26 protein-coding genes are annotated in these 24747 nt (G+C 41.6%); 24 read left to right on the top strand and 2 right to left on the bottom strand.

The features are described from left to right. The first annotated feature begins 9 nt into the window (after positions 1-9). The 4 genes from AC2TF5_RS16980 to AC2TF5_RS16965 all read left to right on the top strand — a co-directional run bounded on the left by AC2TF5_RS16980 (position 10) and on the right by AC2TF5_RS16965 (position 3007). The gene (locus AC2TF5_RS16980) at positions 10-972 is read left to right on the top strand and encodes a Gfo/Idh/MocA family protein (RefSeq protein ID WP_491298281.1); all 963 of its coding nucleotides are present in this window, start codon (positions 10-12) and stop codon (positions 970-972) included. Between the two features lie 183 nt (positions 973-1155). Further along, complete coding sequence (locus AC2TF5_RS16975) at positions 1156-1689, top strand: HAD-IIIA family hydrolase (protein WP_491298280.1); 534 nt, start codon at positions 1156-1158, stop codon at positions 1687-1689. A gap of 143 nt (positions 1690-1832) precedes the next feature. Continuing rightward, positions 1833-2495, top strand: a complete 663-nt coding sequence (locus tag AC2TF5_RS16970; protein ID WP_491298279.1) for a hypothetical protein — start codon at positions 1833-1835, stop codon at positions 2493-2495. A gap of 158 nt (positions 2496-2653) precedes the next feature. Then, positions 2654-3007: a hypothetical protein gene (locus AC2TF5_RS16965; RefSeq protein WP_241933324.1), complete on the top strand. Its 354-nt coding sequence runs from the start codon at positions 2654-2656 to the stop codon at positions 3005-3007. Positions 3008-3191: 184 nt separating this feature from the next. Here AC2TF5_RS16965 and AC2TF5_RS16960 read toward each other — a convergent pair whose 3' ends face one another. Both AC2TF5_RS16960 and AC2TF5_RS16955 read right to left on the bottom strand, forming a co-directional pair. Beyond that, positions 3192-4253 carry an acyl-CoA dehydrogenase family protein gene (locus AC2TF5_RS16960; protein WP_491298278.1) on the bottom strand — a complete coding sequence of 354 codons (1062 nt, stop codon included), beginning with the start codon at positions 4251-4253 and terminating at the stop codon, positions 3192-3194. Between the two features lie 203 nt (positions 4254-4456). Beyond that, positions 4457-4993, bottom strand: coding sequence for a DUF4242 domain-containing protein (locus tag AC2TF5_RS16955; protein WP_491298277.1), 537 nt, complete (start codon positions 4991-4993; stop codon positions 4457-4459). A 129-nt stretch (positions 4994-5122) separates the two neighbouring features. Between AC2TF5_RS16955 and AC2TF5_RS16950 the strand changes: the two genes are divergently transcribed. From AC2TF5_RS16950 to AC2TF5_RS16855, 20 genes are all read left to right on the top strand, one after another. Then, positions 5123-5575: a winged helix-turn-helix transcriptional regulator gene (locus AC2TF5_RS16950; RefSeq protein ID WP_491298276.1), complete on the top strand. Its 453-nt coding sequence runs from the start codon at positions 5123-5125 to the stop codon at positions 5573-5575. 193 nt (positions 5576-5768) lie between these two features. After that, the gene (locus tag AC2TF5_RS16945; protein ID WP_491298275.1) at positions 5769-6560 is read left to right on the top strand and encodes an ABC transporter ATP-binding protein; all 792 of its coding nucleotides are present in this window, start codon (positions 5769-5771) and stop codon (positions 6558-6560) included. Between the two features lie 18 nt (positions 6561-6578). Beyond that, positions 6579-7553 (top strand): ABC transporter substrate-binding protein, encoded by a 975-nt coding sequence (locus AC2TF5_RS16940; protein ID WP_491298274.1) that lies wholly within the window; start codon positions 6579-6581, stop codon positions 7551-7553. A 52-nt stretch (positions 7554-7605) separates the two neighbouring features. Then, positions 7606-8370, top strand: coding sequence for an ABC transporter permease (locus AC2TF5_RS16935; RefSeq protein ID WP_491298272.1), 765 nt, complete (start codon positions 7606-7608; stop codon positions 8368-8370). Positions 8371-8603: 233 nt separating this feature from the next. Then, positions 8604-9350 (top strand): alpha/beta fold hydrolase, encoded by a 747-nt coding sequence (locus AC2TF5_RS16930; protein WP_491302923.1) that lies wholly within the window; start codon positions 8604-8606, stop codon positions 9348-9350. A gap of 168 nt (positions 9351-9518) precedes the next feature. Beyond that, on the top strand, positions 9519-10469 hold the full coding sequence (locus tag AC2TF5_RS16925) for a LacI family DNA-binding transcriptional regulator (protein ID WP_491298271.1): 951 nt from the start codon (positions 9519-9521) through the stop codon (positions 10467-10469). An 83-nt stretch (positions 10470-10552) separates the two neighbouring features. Further along, positions 10553-11194 (top strand): HAD family hydrolase, encoded by a 642-nt coding sequence (locus AC2TF5_RS16920; protein WP_491298270.1) that lies wholly within the window; start codon positions 10553-10555, stop codon positions 11192-11194. A 205-nt stretch (positions 11195-11399) separates the two neighbouring features. After that, on the top strand, positions 11400-11954 hold the full coding sequence (locus tag AC2TF5_RS16915) for a GNAT family N-acetyltransferase (RefSeq protein ID WP_491298268.1): 555 nt from the start codon (positions 11400-11402) through the stop codon (positions 11952-11954). Between the two features lie 97 nt (positions 11955-12051). Further along, positions 12052-12222 carry a YHYH domain-containing protein gene (locus tag AC2TF5_RS16910; RefSeq protein ID WP_208914414.1) on the top strand — a complete coding sequence of 57 codons (171 nt, stop codon included), beginning with the start codon at positions 12052-12054 and terminating at the stop codon, positions 12220-12222. A gap of 98 nt (positions 12223-12320) precedes the next feature. Beyond that, on the top strand, positions 12321-12608 hold the full coding sequence (locus tag AC2TF5_RS16905) for an antibiotic biosynthesis monooxygenase family protein (protein ID WP_491298266.1): 288 nt from the start codon (positions 12321-12323) through the stop codon (positions 12606-12608). Positions 12609-12636: 28 nt separating this feature from the next. Then, entirely contained in the window at positions 12637-13104 is a 468-nt protein-coding gene (locus tag AC2TF5_RS16900; RefSeq protein ID WP_491298265.1) for a Nif3-like dinuclear metal center hexameric protein, read from the top strand. 25 nt (positions 13105-13129) lie between these two features. Next, a complete protein-coding gene (locus tag AC2TF5_RS16895; RefSeq protein ID WP_491298263.1) occupies positions 13130-13612 on the top strand; it encodes a GNAT family N-acetyltransferase in 483 nt (160 codons plus the stop codon). A gap of 139 nt (positions 13613-13751) precedes the next feature. After that, positions 13752-13952, top strand: a complete 201-nt coding sequence (locus tag AC2TF5_RS16890) for a hypothetical protein (RefSeq protein ID WP_491298261.1) — start codon at positions 13752-13754, stop codon at positions 13950-13952. A 72-nt stretch (positions 13953-14024) separates the two neighbouring features. Beyond that, the gene (locus AC2TF5_RS16885) at positions 14025-14639 is read left to right on the top strand and encodes a hypothetical protein (RefSeq protein WP_491298260.1); all 615 of its coding nucleotides are present in this window, start codon (positions 14025-14027) and stop codon (positions 14637-14639) included. 205 nt (positions 14640-14844) lie between these two features. Further along, on the top strand, positions 14845-15984 hold the full coding sequence (locus AC2TF5_RS16880) for a GntR family transcriptional regulator (protein WP_491298259.1): 1140 nt from the start codon (positions 14845-14847) through the stop codon (positions 15982-15984). Between the two features lie 361 nt (positions 15985-16345). Next, positions 16346-17767, top strand: a complete 1422-nt coding sequence (locus AC2TF5_RS16875; RefSeq protein ID WP_491298258.1) for an ABC transporter substrate-binding protein — start codon at positions 16346-16348, stop codon at positions 17765-17767. Positions 17768-17847: 80 nt separating this feature from the next. Next, positions 17848-20799, top strand: a complete 2952-nt coding sequence (locus AC2TF5_RS16870; protein ID WP_491298257.1) for an extracellular solute-binding protein — start codon at positions 17848-17850, stop codon at positions 20797-20799. An 84-nt stretch (positions 20800-20883) separates the two neighbouring features. After that, positions 20884-21792 (top strand): carbohydrate ABC transporter permease, encoded by a 909-nt coding sequence (locus AC2TF5_RS16865; protein WP_491302922.1) that lies wholly within the window; start codon positions 20884-20886, stop codon positions 21790-21792. Between the two features lie 3 nt (positions 21793-21795). After that, positions 21796-22668, top strand: coding sequence for a carbohydrate ABC transporter permease (locus tag AC2TF5_RS16860; RefSeq protein ID WP_491298255.1), 873 nt, complete (start codon positions 21796-21798; stop codon positions 22666-22668). 15 nt (positions 22669-22683) lie between these two features. Continuing rightward, complete coding sequence (locus tag AC2TF5_RS16855; RefSeq protein ID WP_491298254.1) at positions 22684-24741, top strand: YIP1 family protein; 2058 nt, start codon at positions 22684-22686, stop codon at positions 24739-24741. Positions 24742-24747: the final 6 nt, after the last annotated feature.

The following is a 24747-nucleotide window of genomic DNA, read 5'->3' as shown; positions in this document are numbered from 1 at the left end:
GGACTGTCAATGATTCGCATAGGCGTTGTCGGTGCAGGGGTTATCGCTGCAGAACATTTTAAACATATTCATGCAAATGAAAAAGCAGAGTTGGTTGCCATATGTGATATCGTACCGAATCTGGCTGAAACGGCTGCCAATCAATATGGAGCCGCGGCTTACACTCAGGTGAGCAGCATGTTGGAGAAGGAGAACTTGGATGCGCTGTTTATATGTGTACCTCCATTTGCGCACAACGATATCGAAGAACAGGCTGCACAAAAGGGCATCCATCTCCTTGTGGAAAAGCCGCTTGGTCTAAACATGGCACAGGTGAGACAGAAAGCAGCAGTCATATCGGAAGCGGGAATACTGACAAGCACAGGATATTGTCTGAGATACATGGAAACAGTGCAGCGTGCGAAACAGTATCTAGCTGGAAAAGAAATCGGTATGGTACGTGCACACCGTTTCGGCGGCTTACCTCCTTCAGCTTGGTGGATCAACCATGCCAAATCGGGCGGTCAGCTTGTCGAGCAGACGACGCATAATGTAGATCTGATGGTGTACTTGGCTGGTGGAGTTCGAAAAGTGTATGCAGATATGGCCTTGCTGCTGAATCGCGATGTTCCGGGTATTACCACGCCGGATGCCGCCTCCGTTAATCTCGTCTTCACATCCGGAGCGCTTGGACATATCGATACTGGTTTTCTACCGCAGCCGGATGACCGGTCGTCCTTCGAGATTATGGGCCGGGATTTCCGCCTCTCCATTGACGGCATGAAGCTTACGATAACCGAACCGGGAAGAACGACAACGTGGGAGGGAACAGGAAATTTTTATAAGCAACAGGATGATGCATTTATCCGCGCTATTGAGACTGGGGATGACAGTCTGATCCTTGCTCCATACGAAGAAGCTATGCGAACACTTGAAGTAACTCTGGCTGCCAATGAATCAGTGGAGACTGGCTTACCAGTGATGATTATATGAGCTACTTTGCATAATATTCCATTAATAAGAAAAAGTGACGCAGATATTTCTTATTTCCGGCCTTTAACGGCCGGTTTTTTTGTGCATACCGATAAGTTTTGAAACAATGTATAATCGAAGGCGAAAGGAAAACAAAGCTGGGTATTCGCATCTTTATTAGCAATTCCATGGGAGGTATATGTGATGAAATGTTATCAAGCTGTATTTATCGATCGAGATGGTACGATTGGTGGAACGGGGCATTTTATTCATCCGAGAGATTTTACACTGTACCAAGGTGCTCAAGAAGCGATTCACGAACTGAAAGAAGCAGGGTTAAAGGTATTTGCTTTTACGAATCAGCATAGGATCTCACGAGGACAAGCTACCATAGAGGAATTTAAACGACAGTTTGATGAATACGGTTTTGATGATGCTTTTATATGCCCACATGGAAGTAGCGAAAAATGTGATTGTAAAAAGCCGGGAACAGGGATGTTACGAACAGCAGCTGAAAAGTATGGATTGGATTTGTCCAGATGTGTTGTCATAGGTGATGTGGGAGACACGGATATGATGGCTGCACATGCTGTTGGAGCTAAGAAAATACTTGTAAAGACCGGCTGGGGGGAAGAATCACTGAATACGTATAGAGACAGATGGATTGATGTTGAACCCGATTATATTGCAGATCATATTCAAGATGCGGTTAAATGGATTCTTGGGAGCGATACATAATTTAGTAATCACGACAGTTAAATTGAAATGATAGATTTTCGAGAATATCACGGGGATACCTGTTTCATCTAACAACGCATTAACAATGAATATATACTTTGTGAAATTTTTCGATGGCAGAAATATAAAGGAGGTAAACACAATTGCCTTGGCCAATGGTTCATTTTGCAATTGCTATACGACTGTCTCTATCCAATCCTTCTCCTCATTTTCTATTGGGCAGTATTGCACCAGACGCGATACATATGAGAGAACATGTGACCAGAAAAGAAAAAGGAGTTACTCATTTTGTGAGTGAAGACATACTTCCAGATGTCGAGATTATAAAAAAGAACTGTTTGCGTTATTTGAGTGTTAACACGGAACAAAATTGGAAGGATTTTATCCTGGGTTACTTTGCTCATATTTACGCAGATTTAAGGTGGACTGAGAGTGTTTATGTTGAATTTGAAAGAGAATACCGCGGAGATAGAAAAGACATTAGGAAAACATATAATCGTGAAATGAGCCAATTAGAGTTTAATTTGCTGAGATCTGAGAATGGAGCTCACAACGCGATTCATAGATTGCAGCAGTCAGAAGCATATTTAGTAGAACCATTAGTCACAGAGGATGAAGTAAATCAATACAGAGATTTAAAGATAGGATGGCTTCAGGACGTTAGGAATGAGCCTAAGATTAAGCCGATCTATTTTTCGGAAGAAGTAGTAGAGAAGTTTATTGCCAACACAACCAATGAATTAATAACATTATTTCATGATTGGGGTATACAGTTTCCCCGGAAAGAAACCAAAATGAATTGCTAATTTCATGGAGGAGGTTACTTATGGGAATTTATAATTCGGAAATTTAATATATATGCATTAAATCATGGTTTTGATATAATAGTTAAAATATTACTTTTTAATCTGACCACATACCTTTTCCCTACTGATACTTCATAACAAGAAGGGAGGTGAATTTAATGAAAAAAGTAGTGATGATCTTATTACTAGCGTGCTTCTCTTTCTCTACTAGCGCATTTGCTGCCTATACTGCAACATCACATGATTTGACAGTTAGCCAATCTGCTCAATATAAATTAAGTGTTGGACTTTGGAGCTCTACGAATGAAACCGTTGAGTTATCGCTTTATTCCAAAGGGCCCTCCGGTCAACTTAATAAAGTCTTCTCGATTACCGCAAATATTGGGCCAACCTCTTCAAGTCCTGTCGAGTATTCAGTAGGTTATCTTAGTCCAGGAACTTATGTACTTAAAGGAGAATTCCAAGGATCTTATGGTAGTCTAGGACCTATTAGTTTGAATCAAGTCTATTAGTAAAATGCATAGAAATTAAAACGGCCAAGCGTATTGTTTCAATCGTTTGGCTGTTTTAATTTCTTAGTAAATAGCCATGGTCACTTATTTTCATGAAAGGATCATTTTATCTTAAAGGCTTAAATTATTTCATAAAAGGGCTAGTTTAATGTCCATCAAGGTGATGGAACGTATGACTTTCTTTTTAAGAATGAAGAACTTTTTCCAAGTGTTTCACAGTTGGTGTCAAATTGGCAAAGAAATATGCTTCGCGAAGTCTGCGTGAGGGTGCGCTGTCTCTTAAATATCCTGCACTACCATTGTGAAGCATACTGGCTTGAACAGCTTCAAGTGTAAGATATACGGTTTCAAGGCGAATTTGAGCAACCTCTTTCCAATTCAGCGTTTCATTACTGAACAAGTCTTTAACCTTTTCCTGTAATTGACGTTCGGCCTCTTGCAAGTCACATGATTGTTTTTTTAGGAAACGATTACAGCCGTTTTGCTTTTGCCCCACTCTTTCAATTGAAGAGATTGAAGCTTGTGTCACACCGAGGCCAAGTGGAATTTGATATGAAATGAAGGCGGGCCGAATCTGTTCCACAAACGCAGATGCATTTTCAGACAAAACCAATTCATTAGGCACAAATACTTCATTAAAGGAGCAAGCATATGTTGCACTACCATTGACGCCAAGATACTCGACTTTTTCTTTCAGCTTTAATCCTTCTGCATCACAAGGGATGAAACACATAATGAGTTTGTTCTCATCTACACCCGCAATGACACCAAACCAATGCGACTTCTCGCCAAGATTGGAAACAGAGGGGAGAACACCGGAAACAATATAACCACCCTCTGTCGGTTTCGCATTTAAGTGCAGTTTTTCAAGTCCAGCATAATATTTCATCGGGTTGGACAGGCCTGTTCCGCCTAAAATATCCCCACTCTCGAGTGATGACAGAAACTTATTTTTCAATGTTTCATTACTTGTATGGCGTACATAAGTTAGAGCAGCGAGGTGGCACCAGAGGCAAAAAGCAGTGGTCATGCATATTTTTGCGGTTTCTTCTACCACACGCATCTCACTCAATAAAATTTCCTGTTGAGACTTATTCGTGGATGACAGCAATCCAGCTTCACCAAGTTTTCTTAGAAAGCGATCTGCGTAATAAGCCTCAACATCTATTTTTTTTACATAAGGTTTTAATTCTTCTTCAATTACCCTTTCGAGCGTGTGTTTCTTTTCGACAACGTCCCTAAACATAATTACCACTCCTGTTGTGGTCAAAATAGTTATTTCCCATCAATTTAGTTGGTTTTAAGTTATTTTATTATACTGTATAGAAAAAAACAACCATCAATCCATGTTTTGACATTGAATTTTTCGAAGGAATAGCAACATTGTTGAAAATAGAGGCAGTAAATCAGATATCTGATTTACTGCCTCTATTTGGACTGCTTATGCGCTCAACGCTCATCTGTAAGAATTTCTGTAATCGAATCAATTGGTGTTTGGACAGCTTCGCGTGCTCGCTTAACAGCTGCTTCATCAGGTGCATCGTAGAAGCAGAGGCATTTTGTCATATCTTCACACACGTAGGTTCTTGCAAACGCTACTTCTGGAACTTCTTGATAATGTACAGAGTTCTTTTTCTTTCTGGCCAAATATTGATCCATCGTTATGTTTTCCGGTATATTCCATTCAACCAAATAGTTTACCACATCGTTGTTCTGCTTCACATCTCCAAGCTCTTTCCCCACAAGACGAACCTCTTTTACAAGTTGTACTGAAATACCAGCTGCATTCAATATGTCAGTCGCCGTATTTTGATCTTCCGCTTCAACAATGAAGAAAGAACGAGAGAAATCTTTCGATACTTGTAGTTCGATTAAAGATGAATTTTGTTCATTTAGTTTCGCTTGAAGTGCAGAAGCCTTTTGATTCAAATCTTCTTTAGTTGACACAATTTCTTTTAAAGATGATTCAATTAAGAAAAGTCCCATAGTAAACCCCTCGCTTTTATATGATTTAGATTACTTAAAGTTATATTATTATACTCAGTTCAAAAATACAACTTTGTTTTAATAATTAATTTTATGATAAAATGAACGAAATAATGGAGGGATTACCTAATGAAAACGAGATATAATATTCCGTGCAACATTGCTCAGTCACTCAATATTATCGGAGATCGGTGGACCTTATTGGTTGCTCATGAAATTTTGAACGGACATACAATGTTTAATGAAATAAAAAAGGAGCTGGATGGAATTTCCTCAAATCTCTTATCTGAGCGACTGAAATATCTAGAAGAAGAAGGACTTATTAAAGCAGAACTATATTCGCAACATCCACCTCGGTACCGTTATACGTTAACAAAAAGCGGCGAAGAGTTAGAGGACGTCTTCAATTCCCTTATTATTTGGGGTAGCAGTCATTTGAAAAAATGTTATAAAAAGCTGGTTGATTCCACTACGGAAGAAGAGGTGGGAATCGCTTATTACAATAAAAAAACAGGGGAACGCGTTGAACATATCAAAGTGGTTCCCATTGAAGATAATTTTCAAAAAGCCGGAGAGCATTAGCTCCCGGCTTTTTTAGCATTTTTAAAAATAGTTTCTCGATATGATTGAAAAAATGAACAAAGTATAATAAAATGACTTACATCAATTAAATCACACTATTCTTATAGGGATTAAAAAGTTTTGTAAAGGTTGTTTATCGGATCTGGTTTTTATAGATGACTACATAGCTCGATTATCAGGGGAGGTAGAAAGAGTGGAGTTACAAAAACCGGAGATTATTAAAATTGAAAATTTGAGCAAGAGCTTTAGAAATAAGAATCAAGAAATTCCTGTTCTAGCGGACATTTCGCTTGAAGTAAAACAAGGTGAAATCATATCTATTTTAGGGGAAAGCGGCTGCGGTAAGAGTACTCTTCTCAATATCATTGGAGGGTTTGAAAAAGCCGATAAAGGCCAAGTGTTGCTCGACGGAAAGCTAGTGGATCAGGCAAATCGTAAATGTATCATGTTGTTTCAAGATTATGGCCTACTCCCCTGGCGATCTGTTCTTAAAAATGTTGAATTAGGTCTGGAAGGTTTGAAACTTCATTCTGCAGAACGAAAGGAAAAGGCACTTCATTACTTGGAGTTGGTGGGATTACAAGGGAAAGAAAACCTGTTTCCCCATGAGCTGTCTGGAGGAATGAAACAGAGGGTGGGCATTGCCAGAGCACTTGCACTACAACCCGAGGTGATTCTGATGGATGAACCATTTGCGGCGTTGGATACGTTCAATCGCTACTATTTACAAAATGAGCTTCTCCGTATCCAGCGTCAGGAAAAAACAACGACCATTCTGGTTACCCATGATATTGATGAAGCCATTTATTTGTCAGATCGGATTTTTCTTATGCATCCCAATCCGGGGCACATTCATAAAGAAATAAACATCTCTCTCTCGAAGCCTCGAGACCGCAGCGACAGTGATTTTCAGCATTATCGGAATATTATTTTTGAGGAATTCCATTTCAGCCGACCTGACAAACCAATCGAGTTTAATATTTAATCGAAAAGGAGAACTTCGATGAAAAGGATCATTAGATCAGGAGCATTTTTCTTTCTATCTGCAGTTTTGCTATTTACGCTGGCTGCTTGTGGGGCGGGAGGAAACGACAAATCCTCTGGAAGTGCCCAAGGTGAACAACGAACGATTAAAATCGGATATTTGCCGATTACCCATGCAGTACCTTTGTATATTGAAAAGGAACAGGAAAAGTATAGCGGTTTTAATCTTGAACTCGTGAAGTTTGGTTCGTGGCCTGAACTTGTAGATGCCCTAAACACAGGTAATATTGACGGAGCTTCCATGCTTGTTACCTTGGCCATGAAGGCGAAAGAGCAAGGGATTGATCTAAAGGCAGTCGCCTTAGGCCATCGGGATGGGAACGTACTTGTAACCGCAAAAGATATTAACAGTGTCGCAGATTTAAAAGGCAAAAATTTCGCGATTCCTCATAAATTCTCAACCCATAATATTTTGTTATACCAAATGCTTAAACAAAATGGACTGCAGTACAGCGAAGTAAATCCAGTTGAGATTCCGCCAGCTGAAATGCCGGCGGCCCTAGCTGAGGGCAGAATTGCAGGATATGTAGTTGCAGAACCTTTTGGAGCGGCTTCAGTGGCGATTGATAAAGGGAAGGTGCTTTTTCAGGATAATGAGATATGGCAGAACTCCATTGATTGTGCACTAGTGCTGCGCGGTGAATTTATTGACAAAGAAAATAAGATTGCTCAAGAGTTGGTTGATTATTATGTGAAAGCTGGTGAGGCAGCTGAGCTAAAGGATGCACAAACACATGAAATGTCAGCACATTATATGAAAGTGAATAAAGACGTTATGGATTTATCCTTTCAATGGATTGCTTATGATGATTTAAGAATCCATGAAGAAGATTACGAGGAGTTAACAAAAAATCTTGTTGAGATGGGTTTACAGAATAATCCGCCATCTTATGCAGACTTTGTAGATAATTCCTTGTTTGATAAAGTGAAATAACCATAAAAGGGATTTACTGTCCGTTAATCTGCGATAAAGCGATGTGAAAAGGATGCTAAAAACAAAAAATGTGATGAATGTAATCATTGGCTTCTTTATTATGATAGCCGTATGGCAAGCGATTATTATGATTGGAAAATACAATTCGGCACTTTTTCCGACACCTCTACAAGTTTGGGAGGGAATCCTATCGCTTGTTAAAGATGGCACCCTGTTTGTTCATTTTCAAGTGAGTATAATGCGGTTTTTGACAGGGTATCTGTCGGCGGTTGTGTCCGCCATTATTTTAGGTCTTATTTTTGGGAGAATCCCAGCATTATGGGGAGTGATCGACCCGATTGTTCAGGTGCTAAGGCCGGTTTCTCCGATTGCATGGTCACCTTTTATAGTTCTATGGTTTGGTATTGGCAATATGCCGGCCATCGTCATTATTTTTATCGCCGCCTTTTTTCCAGTATTGCTATCAACGGTGGCGGCCGTAAGAAAAGTTGATACAACGTATTTGAAAGTTGCTCAAAATTTCGAGATTAAGAAGTTTGAGCTTTTACGAAAAATCATTTTTCCAGCTGCGTTCCCTTACATTGCGAATGGGCTGCATATTGCTGTAGGAACAGCGTGGATTTTTCTTGTCGCAGGTGAGATGATCGGGACGCAGTCAGGTCTTGGTTATTTAATCGTTGATGCAAGAAATTCCTTGAGACTTGATTTGGTGATGGCAGGTATTCTGTTTATTGGAGTAGCTGGGCTACTTCTGGATAAAGTCGTAGGACTTTTTGAAAATTGGATTAATCGTATTTGGGGAAGGGCTAGCAGTTGATGAGCTTGTAAGATAAACGGAGAACTACATTTATAGAAAAGGCCTCAAACTAAGCACTCAAAAGATGACTACTGAATTCAGAAGTCATCTTTTTTTTCTGTCCATTAATGACGTGTTGAGTTGTATAATAAGAAATATATTACATCACTTGATTTTTTAGATGGAGGCTGTATGTAATGCGTAATAAGTATGAAATGATTGGGACGAACGCTTCAGAAATCCGCGGTAGTTACATGGAAAGTCTCTATACCTGTGATAACCGCAGACTGTACAGTAAATATACACGAAAAAGTACACCAACCGTCATCTTCATCGCCGGATTAGGTGATAGCCATGAGACATGGAATGTGGTTCAAGACCGCATATCGCAGGAAACGTCAACCTTTTCCTATGACAGAGCTGGTGTTGGCAGGAGCCAAGCGGCGTCCGTACCACGAACTTGTCATGATCTGGTCGAGGAGCTCTCCGAACTGTTGCTGGCACTTGACGTGGAACCACCCTATATTTTGGTGGGACATTCTTTTGGCGGTTTAGTCGCCAGGTTATATGCAAGCCTTTATCCGCAGCTTATTTCCGGCATAGTTCTTGTTGATGCGGCGCCTGAATATAAAGAACTCGCGTATGAAAAGGTTTTGCCAGAAAAGCTGGCTGCTGAAAATAGGGAATACTTCGAGAATCCTATGCTAAATAGTGAGAAAATCGATAAGCCACAGAGCTATAAACAAATCGTTGATTATTTCCGGCACAGCGATATTCCGCTCTCAATTATTACACGAGGCCTGCCGGATATAGGTGACGGGGAATGGCCCGCTGAGGAAATATTGGAAGTTGAGCAAAGGCTGCAGAGTGATTTCCTGCGGCTGTCAACGTCAAGTAAGCACCGGATTGCTGGTCGTAGCGGGCATTATATTCATCACGATGAACCGGAAATTGTGATAGAAGAAATTTTAATCATGTTGAACGGGATGAGGCAGAAATAGCAACTGCTTTATCCTGTTTTTTATGTTGAGCCGACATATGGTAAAAAGAATAATTAGGTGTGCAAAACTGCAAAGATGATTCATCTATGTTACATTGATGGAAGTGGTATCAGATATCCAGTGATATGAGGGTAGAAGCTGATCATTTTACATTGGGAGAAGGTTTCTATGGCTAACATTAACGAAATTGCTAAGCGAGCAGGTGTGTCTGTATCGACTGTATCCAGAGTGCTTAATAATCATCCGTATGTATCTGAGGATAAACGAGCAGCTGTTCAGAAAGTGATTGATGAATTGGATTATACGCCTAATCGGGCCGCTATCGATTTAATACGCAGGGAAACGAGAACGATTGGTGTCATCATACCCTACAATAATAATCAGGCGTTCGATCAGCTGTTACATGGAATTCTCAATATGTCTATTGAGCAGGATTATTCGGTTACGGTTCTGCCAACCAAATACAATAAAGATAAAGAAATCAGTTATTTGAACATGCTTAAAAATAAACAGCTAGACGGCATTATCATCACTTCACGAAGTAATGATTGGGAATCGATTGTTCCTTATACGAAATATGGAATGATCGTTGCATGCGAGTATACCGATCATCCCGAAATAGGATGTTCATATCTTGATCGTTATTCATCTTATCTAGATGTATTTCAACTGCTCAAAGAGAAGGGGCATACAACGGTAGCCTTTACAACTGCAAGAGGGCTTGAGAGCAAAAGCACACAACAAACGATTGCAGCTTACAAGAACGTGTTTGGTGAATTACGACCGGAGCTTCACATTTCGGATTGTTATAGTATGGAGGATGGGAGTAACGCAGCAAAGAAGCTGCTAAGCATGCACCCTAGACCAACGGCCGTTTATGCTAATGGAGACGAGGTAGCAGGAGGCTTCTACCAGTATGCTCTTTCAATTCAGCTAAAAGTACCTGATGATCTAGCGATTATTGGACAAGAGAATCAGCCCATTGGAATCGCATTAGGTCTTTCTACTGTAGATCATCAATTAGTCAAAGTGGGTGAGCAAGCTTTCAACCTCATTATAAATAAATCTAGAGAGAAGCAAAAAATACCATATCGAGTTATTCACCGCTTATCAATTTAGCTGTTGACCTGAAATGGATATCATACTTTAGCATACATATAGGCTTTCAAACCGCTTATACGATGTTAAGGAGGAATCGATTCATGTACAACACATTTATATTTGATATTGACGGAACCTTGATTGACACAGAGCAAGCCGTGTTGAGTTCATTGCAAAAATTGTTGAAGGTGGATTATGACAGGGATATCGATCTGAAAGACCTAAATTTCGCACTTGGGATTCCTGGGGTGTATGCATTGCAACAGTTAGGGATTGACGATATGAATCAAGCTTTAGACCGCTGGGACAGCTATATGAAAGAATATTATTCTACGATAGATGTTTTTAGTGGGATTAAGGAATTGCTCGACGAGTTGAAGAAACAGTCAGTAATAATGGGCGTTGTAACGTCTAAGACAGATCAAGAATTTTTACATGATTTTGTACCGTTTGGTTTAACTGGACACTTTCCGCATGTTGTTTGTGCTGACGATACCGAACTGCATAAACCGCATCCAGAACCACTATTCAAGTTTCTAGAGATTTCCGGTGCTGATGCGATGTCTTCTATTTATATTGGAGATACGATTTATGATTATGAGTGTGCTAGAGATGCGGGTATCGACTTTGGATTGGCATTATGGGGTTGCAAAAATCATGAAGCGATACCTGCAAAATATAAATTTGAGAAACCGCTGGATATCCTTTCACTGCTCCATGAAAAAGGAACTGTAACTAGGTAACCACTAATGGATGAGTCATCAATGATAAATACCCTCTCATTATGAAGAGACAGATATATTTCAGAGGTCTTCGTTGAAAAGAGTAAAAAAGAGCTGCGATCAGCTCTTTTTTGTTGTCATATAGTCACAAAAACAATCTAATTGGCCGGGTTTCATTGAAAATAAAAACTGCTCAACTTCAGAGCTTAAGGAAAAGAGGATGATTATGGATATCGAACTACACTCTCAAAGATTAATACTAAAATCTATTGACGAATCTAAAGCGATGCAAGTCTTAGATTATGTCGTGAGGAATAAGGAGTTTTTAGAGAGGTGGGAAGTTGTCAGAAACGCTGATTATTACACCGCTCAAACACAAAAAGAATTAATTTTAAGTGATAGATTAAATATGGAAAAGGGACAACTGGTTAAAGTTTGGATGTACAAAATAGATGAACCGGACAAAATTATTGGATCCATTGCACTGAGCAATATTGTTAAGGGAGCATTTTTATCTTGTCACCTAGGCTATCGCTTGGATCAGGAAGAGAACAACAAAGGTTATATGACAGAGGGGATCAGATGCATGATCAATTATGCGTTTGATGTATTACAACTTCATCGGATTGAAGCTAACATCATGCCAAGGAACGAAGCTTCCTTGAAAGTGGTGCAACAGCTAGGGTTTTATCATGAAGGTCTTGCTCAAAAATATTTAAAAATTAATGGGATATGGGAAGATCATATACATATGGTATTGCGAAATCATAAAATGGAGTAAGAATTTCAAAAAAACTATGTCCTGGATATGGAATTTATAGTAGAATGGTGGGGATTCTAATAAACCCTAATGCATAGGGTAAGTAGAGGGAGAAACCATGAAAAAGATCATAATGCTATTTATAGCACTAGCCGTACTTGTCGGAACTTCATCTGCTGCTTACGCACATTCAGGAAGAACCGACAAAAATGGAGGGCATAAATGTTCAGCAAAATCAAAACAAAAAGGACTATGCACCGGTTATCACTATCACAAGAAGAAAAAATAATGCCAAAGATAGCGTACTTTCGAAGATAAAACCCAGCTGAAGATAATTCTAGGCTGGGTTTGTCATTTTAGAGTGAATGGAGAAGGGAGTGGCTTACCGTGATATTAGAAGTTGCCATGCTACAAATTAAGACAGGGTTAACTGGAACATTTGAAACTGCTTTTAAAGAGGCGTCATCTATCATTTCCAGCATGAAGGGATATATCAATCACGAGTTACAAAAATGTATAGAAGATGATCATAAATATATATTGCTTGTAAGGTGGGAGCATTTAGAGGATCATACTATCGGTTTCAGAGGTTCCCCGGAATATCAGGAGTGGAAGAAGCTGCTTCATCATTTTTACGATCCTTTTCCAACAGTAGAGCACTATACCGTCATTTGAATTGGGGAGTTAATTTGTACATTTACCTTTGGATTATGCTCCGTTTGGTACATGCAACTCGTTATTTAAAGAGCTCGGAATGGAGCGTCTGGTGCAACTCTCATCACATCAAGAAGGAAGAAGTATTCCTGGTATAGGTGAACTAACGACGCCTATCTCATTTGGGACGTTTGTAGATAAAGTAAAAACGGTGCTTGATGAAGATGTAAAGTCGTGGGAAAATTCAGATCGGCTAATTAAGCGGGTAGGAATCGTGACGGGGGCAGGGAATAGCACGGACCAGATTCGAGATGCGTTTAACGGGGAATGCGATGTGTATATTACCGGAGAAAAAACCTTATACACGGTACAATATGCACAGTATGTGAAGATAAATTTAATTGTGGGTAGCCACACCTTCACCGAAATTTTTGGAGTAAGATCGTTAGCGGAAAAGATAGCAGAACATCATCCATATATCGAAATCGTACAGTTAGTTGAGGAGCATATCGAATAAGCAAACATAAGGAGAAGGAACAGAAATGATGTATAACTTTAAACCGATGACCAAACAGATGGCTGAGACAATAATGACATGGGAGTATCCAGCGCCCTATGACTTTTATAACTTTGATTCAAGTGATGAGTCCATGGAAGAATTAATGAATGGTGAGTATTATGCTGCTCTTGATCATCAGAACCAGTTAGCTGGATTTTTTTGCTGCGGTAATAGTGCAAGACTACCTGGGGGATATGATGCTGGAATATATGTGGAAGAGAACCGCCTAGATATTGGCCTTGGTATGAAACCATCGTTGACCGGGAATGGGCAGGGAAGTTCGTTCGTGGCGGAAGGGCTGCAATTTATGAAAGAACGTTATAAACAAGACCAATTCAGGCTGGCTGTTGCCACTTTTAACACAAGAGCTATAAATGTATATAAAAAGAATGGGTTCGTAGAGCGGGACACTTTACTTAGTAAAGTTCATGGAACAGATGTACAGTTCCAATGCATGGAAACATAGAAATAGATTTTAGATAAAAAATATAGAGGCTGATTATCGGGGGACTTCGGGGAGCAAAAAATTTGCAGATAAGTCATCCAATTAGTAGGCGGCGACTCCCATAATATTTGAGATATATTGCCAGAGTGAAAATGGTAACTTGGATGAAAACATCACGCTTGAGAGCTTAAATGGGAATGACTTCGAGTTTAACTACAATGTGAAATATGCGATAGATGCTTTAAAGACGATAAAAACAGAGTATACAGCCATTTATTACAGCCTTAATCAAAGAATGATCATATTCAAACCCCATGAACAAGAGAACAGTTTACATTTGATTATGGGTGCGATGAAGTAAAACCTAATGAGAGGTAAAAGTAGAGAAGAGAAATATAGCTACTTATCTCAATAAGGAGTGTCGTTTATAGCTATGAAAAAACTTCTTGTCATGTTGTGTATGGCTCTGTCACTTGTGATAGGCTGTGGAAATGATACCAAGGGAACACGAACTAACAGCATTGAAAGTACGGTAGATACAGCAGCATTTGCTCCTTCAGAATCCGGGAAATCAAGTGCATTAACAGATGATTTTTCGGACATCTCATCTTCGGAATGGGGCGAATACATCAGGGTGGTTAGAGAGTATTTATATCTTCGAACGAAAGCAGTCCTTGAGAAAGATATAAACGTTCTATGGAAGCAGTTCCCCCAGTTAGCACATCATATGGATCGTAAAACCGGCATTAATATCGAACAAGACGAGCTGGATCGCTTAAAATCATTTAACCTATTGGATGCTAATTATAACGAAGAGAGTAATGACCGAATTCAAGTTAAAAAGCTTGGCAGCAATAAAGCCGTTGTACTTGTTCACACGGAGATTACTTACTTATTGGATAATTATGATATTTCTGGAGGAGAGCTTCTCATTAGTCTATACGTTCAACGAAACCATGAAACAGACTCGTGGACCGTTGTTAAAACCGATGAATATACACTCCCGGAGTATAAAGAATGGGTGAAAAATAAACAATCGAAATCCTGATTAGGCTGTCAGTTGTTATTACTATATAAATTGGGGTTAATCTTATAATCAGTTCTTGACGGAGCCGTCAACATTTTGACGGCTTTTTTCCGTAATATAGACAATTATATCATTTAATTTGGTATATAATTTGCATAGATTTCAATAAAGTTGTTATAATCAATGGAAAAGTGTGAATATTGGGACAGACTGGAAGTGATGTACGATGCAATCCAAAAATAAACCGTTATACATGGTAATTCTGGAAGATCTGAAATCAAAGATTCTAAATGGTGATTTTAAAGCAGATCAGCAGCTTCCGACAGAAGTAGAGTTGGCGGAGCAATCAGGCGTCAGCCGGATTACATCAAAGCGTGCATTGATAGAATTGGAACGGGAAGGTCTTATTTATCGGAAACGCGGCAGCGGCAGCTATGTGAAAAAACAAAGATACGGTAATTTGCTGCCTGACACCGGCGTGACTAATTCCAGCCCTAATCCGATCATTTCGATGATACTGCCTTATTTGGTAACGAATGAACTTGATTACATTCAAGGAGCTTCCGACTACTTGGACTCCAAGGGTTATTATTTGAGCATCCATAGTAGTAACTGGGATAAAAACAAAGAGAAAGAGCTGCTACTTCGTGTTCCGAAGATCGGCTCGAGGGGAATTATTTTATATCCTATGAGTACCATCAGCAATATCGATGTGCTTAACGCTCTTTACTGGAATGAATATCCGTTCGTAACGATTGATCAATATATCGAAAGCTTGCCAGTTACCAGCGTTGTCTCCGATAATTCGGAAGGCGGTTACCTGGCGGCCAAAAAGCTGATTGATCTCGGGCATGAGCGGATTGCGTTTGTGTCCAGCATCAGCATTGAGTATCGGAGTTCGGTCAGAGACCGTTACCAAGGGTACTGCAAAGCTCTGAGAGAACACCAGCTGCCGGTTGATCCGGAACTGGTAATTACCGACTTTTACCGTGAGGTGGATGAACGCAATAGCAGTACATTTTATAAAACAATGGTTGAACGTTTGCTGGAGTTAGGTGTTACAGCGGTTCAGGCAGAACATGATCATTTAGCGGTAGAATTTCTGCGTAGCGCGATTGACATGGGGGTAAAGATTCCAGAGCAGCTGTCTATTATCGGATTTGATGATCATATGATATCCCGACTGGTGGAAGTTCCGGTTACGACAATTGCTCAAGACTCTAGTGAGATTGGCCGCAGAGCGGCTGAACTCATCGTCCAGCAAATCGAAAACACGGAGAAAAAGGCACAGCAGTCTGTTGTACCTGTCCGTTTTATTGAGAGAGAGTCAACCGCGGCTCCAGCTGTTCCACCAAAAGAGAAATAGCATAGCAAATCCCGAAGCTGATCTTATGGATCAGCTTTTTTAGTTGTCACAAGTACCTAAACAACGAAAAGTTATAATTAATCATATGAAATGATAATTAGATATATTCAGTATTTACAAAAAAGTATGAGGCAACTATAATAACTCCTAAGAGTGGTGTATAAGATATACCTAATACATAACAGTCAGCCGATATACCGACTTTATTTCGAATGAATTGTAAGCGCATTCTTTTTGGAGTTTGCAGGACAATCCATTTTAAAGGAGGGGATCGGTTTTTTGGTGTCCACTGTTTCGTGGGATTCGGAATTCAGTTCTTATTAAGAATCAATCATTTCCAAAGAAAATGGGGGTTTTACACGTGAAGAAATTCAAATTGCTTCCAATCATGCTCATCGCTATGCTGCTGATCTTTGTAATTTCCGGTTGCTCAGGAGGAAATACCACAACAGGCGGTGATAACAATAAGACCGCACAGGAAGAACCAGCGAAAGAGACTCCGAAAGAAGAAACAGCAGCAAAAGATCCGGAACCGGCTGTAGCAGAAGACAATAAAATCGATCTGAAGGGTGAAACGATCAAAATCGGAACATGGTATGATGCTGATCCGAGATTGAGTGAAGAGAAGAGCCCAGCTGCCGAAGAACAGATCAAGTTAATTGAGGCTACTGAGAAAAAATACAACGCTAAAATCGAATTTGTAAAGTTTGGTGATTACAATAAGTACGTTGAAAACTTCACGACAACTTCCCTTTCCGGAACTCCATTTGCAGATATCGTGCTGCTTGAGCTGTTCTGGGCCTTCCCTCAACTGGTCAATAAAGATTTTATACAGCCAGTTGACGATTTCCTCGATTTGCAAGATCCCAAATACATTGATTGGATGAAAAACGGTGGTTCTTTTGATGGCAAACAATATGGTATGACGGATGGTTCCCCATCTCCTTACGGTTTTTTCTATAACAAAACGCTCGTTCAGAAGCTTGGTCTGGAAGATCCGTATGAGCTGCAGCAGAAAGGTGAATGGACATGGGATAACTTCCGTGATTTTGCCAAGAAAGCTACGAAAGATACGAATGGCGATGGAAAAACAGATGTTTATGGTGTTGCTGGTGCTTATGGTAAGATCAATTTCTTTACTGAACAGTTGATCTACACGAATAAAGGATCCGTAGACAAGGATGCCGACGGAAACATAAAATTCTCGCTCGACAGTGAGAATGCTGTTCAGGGGCTACAGCTGGTCTCTGATATGTACAACAAGGACAAATCGATCATGCAGCCTATTCCTGATGATGCAAGTAAGGAATTCATCGCAGGCAAAGGCGTTTTGTATGGCGGATTTAGCTGGGAACTTGGCGGGTTGCTAGAGAACATGAAAAATCAGGAGATCGGCTATGTTTTCTTCCCGAAAGGTCCAAAGGCTGATAAACATGTGTCCTATACGCCATTCGGTAACATGTTTATGGTTTCAAAGTACTCCAAACATCCAGAAGCAGCTGTGAAAATTTATGATGAAATCAGCCTGCACGATACAGGAAGAAAGCTTTCCAAACAGTCTTGGGAGTCGGCATATCCGAATAAAGAGTCATTGGACACGCGCAGTCAGATGGCCGAGAGTATTGATTATATTTCTTATTATGCCATTCCGGACGGAGAGAAGTTGTTCCAAGGCGTAGTTGAGGACATTACAACCGGTAAGATCTCACCGGCAACGGCTGTTGATAAAGTAAAACCGCAATTCGAAGCGAATATCAACAAGCTGCTTCAGGACAGCAAATAACATCAGCATAGTAACTCTGGATGCGTACCCCTGATCCCTTATCCGATTAGGGGTACTGCTAAAAGAGAAGGGGTGGGTCCATGCAGAAACCGATCAAGAAGGCAGCATTGCTACTGCTTCTGGTGATAATAGCGGCAGTCCTGATTTTTTCTTCTAGAGGAGAGGCAACCCGTGAAGCTGCAGATGCTATATCTCAAATGCCGTTGGAACTTGACCTAACTGGCATAGGAGGGACGCTTAAGGCGGGCGGGTATGAGGAATATTTAAGCAAGATCACAAACGCGAACTATAACGTAAAGAATATTGTCATTGAAGGAGAAGAATACAGCAAGGTTAACGGGATGAGTGCCGGAATAATGGAGAATTATGAGGGCAGGAAGGGGAAATCGGTTCTTACAGAGGAGACTGGATCCATCGAATGGGAATTTCAGGTTGAAGAGGCAGGGCTATATAACCTCTCGATGATTTATTACAGCGGGGCGGGCAAATCCTCAGACATTGAGCGTGAATTAGAAATCGATGGTAAGGTACCTTTCTCTGAAGCCAGAAGCTTCATATTCAATCGCATTTGGCGAAACGAAAAAAATACGTTTGATCGTGATGATCGTGGAAATGATCTTGCTCCGAATCAGTTGGAAACAGAAATGTGGAGGAAAGAAGCCTTTAGAGACGCTGCAGGTTTTAATGAAGAGCCGTTCTTATTCTACTTGTCGGAAGGCAAGCACACCTTGACCTTAACATCTGTAAGAGAGCCGCTTGTCATCGACCAATTGATATTATCACAACGGGAAACAACGCCTTCGTACGACGAAGTGGCGAGTGTTTATAAACAGGACGGAATTCAATCTTCCAAAGATGTTTTCATTAAGGTGCAGGCTGAGGAGACCTTGTACAAATCAACGCCAAGCCTGCTTCCGTATAATGACCGTTCCAATCCGGCAGTTGAGCCGTTTCACGTCTCCAAACTGCGGAATAACGCTATGGGTGGATGGGCGTGGAGACTACCGGGACAGTGGATTGAATGGGAATTTGAAGTGCCAGAGGATGGTTTGTATCAGATTTCACTGAAGAATCGGCAAAATTATTTGCGGGGAATGTCAGCACTTCGGACGATTTATATCGATGGCAAGCTTCCATTTAAGGAGCTTCAATCTGTCCCGTTTCCTTACAGCACAGATTGGCAAATGAAAGTGCTTGGTTCGAGTGATGCGGAGCCCTATTTATTTGATCTCGCTAAAGGAAAGCACACCATACGAATGGAGGTAACCTTAGGTGATCTGGCACCAGTCCTCAGGACTGTCGAATCTACCATCTTGGAGCTGAACACCATGTACCGTCAAATCATCAGTTATACCGGAACGGTTCCTGATCCATTTCGTGATTATAATCTGGAGCAGCGCCTTCCGGAGATGACAGAGGTGTTCCGCGACACAAGCGAGAGATTGTATAGCATCGCCAAGGTCATGCAAGGTCCTTCCGGTAAAAGCGATGATCGAACGTCCATTATTACGACTGTCGCTTATCAGCTGAAGGATATGGCGGACAAACCGGAAACGGTTCCGTCAAGAGTCGAAGCTTATAAAGCTAACGTTGGCGCCCTCAGTTCGTGGATGCTGACCATTAATGAACAGCCGCTTGCTCTGGATTACCTGATCGTGAGCTCGCCTGATGCCAAACTTCCTAAGCCGATGTCTGGATCTTGGGATAAGTTGGTCTCGGATACTGAAGCCTTCTTCGCATCTTTTTATGAGAATTATGATGATTTCTCTACAGATGAAGCCGATAAACAGAGCGTTTCAGTATGGGTTACATCTGCGCGTGACCAAGCCCAGGTCATAAAAAAATTGGTCGACGATCAATTTACCGCAAGGACAGGCATACACGTCAATCTCAAGCTCGTTGCTGCCGATGTGATTCTTCCATCTACGGTTGCGGGGAAAGGGCCGGATGTTGCACTCCAAATCGGTAATGATCTTCCGGTCAATTACGCCAGTCGAAATGCGCTTCAGGATTTGTCGGAGTTTGAGGACTTCGAAACTGTAAAAGAGCTGTTTAATGAGAGCGCTTTAGTGCCTTATGAGTATAACGGTAAATATTACGCATTGCCTGAAACCCAGACCTTCCCGATGCTCTTTTACAGAAAGGACATTTTGGAAGATGAGCTGAAGTTAAAAGTTCCACAGACTTGGGACGATGTGTATGAAATGCTGCCCGTGCTCCAAAAAAACAATCTGCAATTCGGGCTTCCACAAAAACCGCTCGATGCGGTAGGGAACGAAGCGACCACGACCAATATTGCAACGATGCCAGTCAGTCCGGCTCTAGCGATGTTTTTGTATCAAAACGACGGACAATTTTACAAAGACAACGGGATGTCGAGCGCATTGGATTCCGAAAACGCGATCCAGCAGTTCAAGCGGTGGACTGATTTTTTCGTGAATTATAAAATTCCGATCGTGGCGGATTTCGCCAACCGGTTCCGGACAGGGGAGATGCCGATTGGCATCGTGGATTATACGATGTACAACAAGCTGAACGCATTTGCACCCGAGATAAAAGGATTATGGTCATTTGCTCCGGTACCAGGAACGATGTCGCCGGATGGGACGCTGCACAGGGAGGTAGGCAGCAGTGGATCAGCGGCGGTGATGTTTGAGCATGCATCCGATAAAGAAGCGGCCTGGTCATTCTTAAAGTGGTGGACCGGAAAAGATACACAGGTTGCGTTCGGCCGTCAAATGGAAATCCGTATGGGGACTGCTGCCAGATATCCAACGGCTAATAAAGAAGCATTATCACAGCTTCCTTGGCCGACAAAGGACTTCCGCAAGCTTGAAGAACAGATGCAATGGGCAAAGGGTATACCGGAAGTTCCAGGCGGATATTTGACTGGCCGAAATATTGATAATGCTTTCCGCAGGGTGGTCGTTCAAGGGGAAGACCCGCGTGAAACACTTGAAAATTATGTACGAATAATGAATGAGGAAATTACATTGAAACGTAAAGAATTTAATCTTCCCTATGAGAAATGAGGGACCATCTAAATGAAACAGCAGATCGCAGAGAAACCTGTCACTCCACGGATTCATACATCTGACAAGCGCAGACCCAGTCAGATGCTACGGAAAAAATGGCAGCGTAACATTGGGTTAATGAAACAAAACAAACATGCATACGTACTCTTGGCACCATATTTTATCCTGTTCTGTACATTTACCGTTACTCCGGTCTTGTTATCCCTCGTGCTTAGCTTTACAAACTTCAACCTGTTGGAGACACCGAATTGGGTCGGTTGGCAGAACTATGCGAGGATGTTCGTGCAGGACGATGTGTTTATCATCGCATTAAAAAATACGTTACTGTTCGCTGCAATTACTGGGCCAATTAGCTATGTTGCCTGCTTTTTGTTCGCTTGGCTGATCAATGAGCTGCCACCGAAACTTCGAGCACTTCTGACGTTGGTGTTGTATGCACCATCGATTGCGGGAAATACATATTTAGTCTGGCAGCTGTTATTTGCGAGTGATTCGTACGGTTATGCGAATTCTTTTCTCATCAATTGGGGTTTTATCATGGAGCCGATCCAGTGGCTGCAGGATACACGCTATGTGCTTATCATTTTGATTATGGTTCAGTTATGGCTGAGCCTAGGCACAGCGTTTCTGGCGTTTATCGCCGGCCTGCAAAATGTGGACCGTACGTTGTATGAAGCGGGAAGCATCGATGGAATTCGAAACCGCTGGCAGGAGCTGTGGTTTATCACGCTTCCGGCCATGAGGCCTCAGCTGATGTTCGGGGCCGTAATACAGATCGCATCCGCATTTTCCGTAGCCGAGATTTCCATTTATCTGATTGGATTTCCGAGTGTGGACTACGCAGCGCATACCATTGTTACTCATTTGGTTGATTACGGTACGATCCGGTTTGAGATGGGATACGCTTCAGCTATAGCTACCGTGCTGTTCAGTATCATGCTTCTGACGAATCTAATGACACAGAAGCTTCTCGGAAAAGTGGGTGAGTAGATCATGAAACTCGTACTGAAAATGCCGAAAAGACTGAACCGGTCGTGGGGCGTGGACTTGCTGTTGTTCCTGCTGCTTGGCGGTGTTGCCTTCTTCATGTCGCTACCGCTCGTATTCACAATCAGTAATGCGTTTAAGCCGCTGGATGAAATCTTCACTTTCCCGCCTAAGTTATTTGTCCGAAACCCAACGTTTAAAAACTTTACAGACCTGGTCGGGATTTTTAGCGATTCGTGGGTTCCGTTCTCCAGATATGTGTTTAATACGTTTTTTATTGCGATTATCGGCACTATAGGCCATGTCCTTCTTGCATCGGCAGCGGCCTATCCACTTGCGAAAATTAATTTCCCAGGAAGAAAAATACTGTTCAGCATCGTTGTGTTATCCCTTATGTTTACAGCTTATGTTACACAGGTTCCCAATTATATGATCATCTCGTACCTTGGACTGATTAATACGTATTGGGCAATTCTCCTACCGGCTTTTAGTATGACACTGGGTCTTTATCTTATGAAGCAGTTCATGGAGCAAATACCGGATGCACTTCTGGAAGCGGGGAAGATTGACGGGGCGAGCGAATATCGGATCTACTGGCAGATCGTCATGCCGATTGTAAGACCGGCTTGGTTAACGCTCATTATTTTTTCTCTACAAAATCTTTGGACTAACGGTTCCGTTACGAGCCATAAGTACATTTACAGTGAGCAGCTCAAAACCGTTGATTATGTATTCGGTCAGATCGCAAACGGCGGCTTGGTAAGAACGGGGCCGGTGGCTGCGGTCACATTCCTGATGATGCTTGTACCGATTACGGTGTTTATTGTAACACAGAGCAGCATAATACAGACCATGTCCACATCGGGCCTGAAGGAATAACAGGGGGGCTTACAGATGACTAGATTTATCACCGCAATCCTGATCGTGATGCTCCTGGTTGGTGTGATACTCCCTGGCCAGGCTTCTGCAGATGATAGCTACAGCTATTCATACTGGGGAGATCCGGTACCATCGCCCAATCCCTATACCTTGCAAAAGGTAATATATGGTGATGACTGGAATATTGGTCCGTTGTCATCACCACAGGATCTATACGCAGATCAAGACGGGCGATTGTATATTGCGGATACCGGAAACAACAGGATCGTCATATTAAACAAACAGATGAAGGTAGATAAGGTTATACAAGAGTTTGAACGGGAGGGAAAGAAGGAAGAATTTAATCAACCTGAAGGCGTGTTCGCAGATGTAAAGGGGCACATCTTTATAGCGGATACGGAAAACCATAGAATTGTGGAATTGGATGGAACAGGTGAGTATATCCAAGTGATTGATGCTCCGGAATCAAGCATGCTTCGGCAAGGGTTTCAGTATATACCTATCAAGGTGGCCGTTGATAAAGCTGAACGGATGTATGTCATCAGTCGGGGCTCCTATGAAGGCATCATGGAATTTGATGCAGGTGGGGCGTTTACTGGTTTTATCGGAACGAACAGGGTGAAGTTCAGCCCGATGGATCTGTTCTGGAAGCGGATATCGACCAAAGCGCAGCGTCAGCAGATGCAGCAGTTTATCCCTCTTGAATTCAACAATATCGATCTTGATGACGACGGTTTTATGTATACCTCGACGTCTGAGGAGAAATCCGATAAACCACTTAAGCGGTTGAATCCTTCCGGTGTTGATATATTGCGCAGTAAAGGTTATTTTCCGACGATAGGAGATACCGGTAATCTGGAGACAGGCCATCCTCCCGGCAGTTCGATTTTTATAGATATTATATCCGATCAGGGAGGCATGTTCAGCGCATTGGATTCCAAACGAGGCCGGATATTTACGTACGACAAGGACGGGAATCTATTGTACACCTTTGGCGGATTGGGCAGTCAGCAGAGTAATTTCCGCACACCGTCAGCCATTGAAGTTGTTGATGATCGTGTATTGGTACTGGACAAAGATAACAACCGGCTTTCAGTATTCAAGCCTACGCGTTACGGAAGTAAGATCCGAGAGGCTGTCATTGCTTTGAATCACGGAGATAGCGAAAGGGCAACGGCTGCATGGCAGCAGGTGTTGCAGATGAACGCTAACTATGATGTTGCTTATATAGGAATAGGTAAATCATTCCTTAAAGAAGGCAGCAACCGTGAAGCAATGGGGTACTTTAAGCTGGGCAATAGCCGGGAGTATTATTCGGAAGCTTATAAAAGATATCGGAAAGAAATTGTAATGAATAACTTCGGTTCCATTGTACTGGCTATCGTACTGTTTCTGGCGGCTATCGTGACTGTCTTCAAGTTAAGCAGAAGAAAAGCGCAAGGGCAATTCTATCAGGAATTCGGCATTATACGTAATCCATTCTATACGATGGTTCATCCTTTTAATGGATTCTGGGAGATGAAGTATGAGAACAAAGGAAGAATAAAAGTAGCCCTGGGCATTCTTTTTCTGTTAGTGCTCGGAACAATTATGAAACGACAGTACAACGGTTTTGTCATTAACTTTAATCATCCTGATCAGCTGAATACACTGAATGAACTAAGTTATATTGTGCTGCCATTCCTTCTATGGTGTGTGGCTAACTGGTCTTTGACTACGCTTATGGACGGAGAGGGAAAATTTAAAGAAATCGTTATAGCTACGGCATATGCGCTACTTCCCTTGGCCATTGTCTATATTCCGCAGATGCTATACAGCAATTTCATCACTTTAGATGAAAGCTCGTTCTACTACATGTTGGAGGCAATCGCTCTGTTATGGTCTTTATGGCTCCTGTTTACAGGAACGATGACCGTCCACCAATATACTGCCGGAAAAACGGTAGCCACCATGCTGCTTACCTTGGTAGTCATGGGCATCATTATTTTCCTTGGCGTACTATTTTTTAGCATGCTGCAGCAAATGATCAGCTTTGTGGGCTCTATATATAGGGAAATTTCATTCAGGCTGTAGCCGGCA

The organism is Paenibacillus sp. JNUCC 34, from assembly GCF_058269055.1.
Note: the sequence above shows the minus strand (reverse complement) of the source record. Positions and strands in the feature narration are given on the sequence as shown.